This window comes from Oleiphilus sp. HI0132 (assembly GCF_001635845.1).
In genome coordinates this window covers 1-808 of the sequence record NZ_LWGJ01000827.1, presented here as the reverse complement: position 1 = coordinate 808, position 808 = coordinate 1, and the positions used below count along the sequence as shown (strand labels likewise).

The following is an 808-nucleotide window of genomic DNA, read 5'->3' as shown; positions in this document are numbered from 1 at the left end:
GTAGATGACGGTCGTCTAGCTGGTTTGGCTGGCGGTATCGAAGCTAACGCTGATGGTGCATCTTTGACACAGCTAGAAGCTAACAATGTACAAGCTGCTCCTGGTGTATCTGTTGTTCAAGCAGTTGCTGGTGCACTTGGCGGAACATTCGTTAAGGGTCGTGTTGGTATCGAAGACGGTGACTTGTTAATTCACGAAATCGCTACTGATCCATTGGCTGCTCTTATCAGTGCTGATGACCTTATTGCTGGCGGTGCTACTGCACTTGCTGATTTCTCAACTCAAGAAGTTATCGACGCAGCTGTAACAGCGGTTGATTTCAAATACGAAATCGGTGCAATCGGTATTGCTGACTCTACTTACCAGCCAGGCGCAGATCTTTCTACTGCACAAACTACTACTTTGATCAGCAACTTAAGCATTGCGGGTTACTTGGGTCACAAAGATATCCATATCGAAAACAATGGTAATGGTTTCGGCGCTACTGACACTGATGGTAATGGTCGTATCTCTGCTGCTGAAGCTTCTGATGCTGTGACTGGTTCTACTGGTTACGGTGATGCGAACTCAAAAATCCACATGGATAGCTACTTCAACATCACTGATTTAGATGTTTACATCGATATCGCTGGTGTTCAGATCAACGATCTGAAAATCCACAACCATCGTGGTGACACTTCTGGTCTAGACGGATTGAATGCATTCGGTTTCGCTCACTCAATGCGTGACATCTACGCTGTTAAAGACGCAGTTCTTGATCTAGGTTCTGTTGCTTTGAACCCAGCTCAAGATATCCAGGGTGGCAACA

The 808-nt window shown here is 45.8% G+C and carries 1 protein-coding gene; it reads left to right on the top strand.

Going from position 1 to position 808, the window contains the following annotated elements; translation table 11 throughout:
* A partial coding sequence (locus A3766_RS30860) for a hypothetical protein (protein WP_197479481.1) occupies positions 1-808 on the top strand: 808 nt, incomplete at both ends.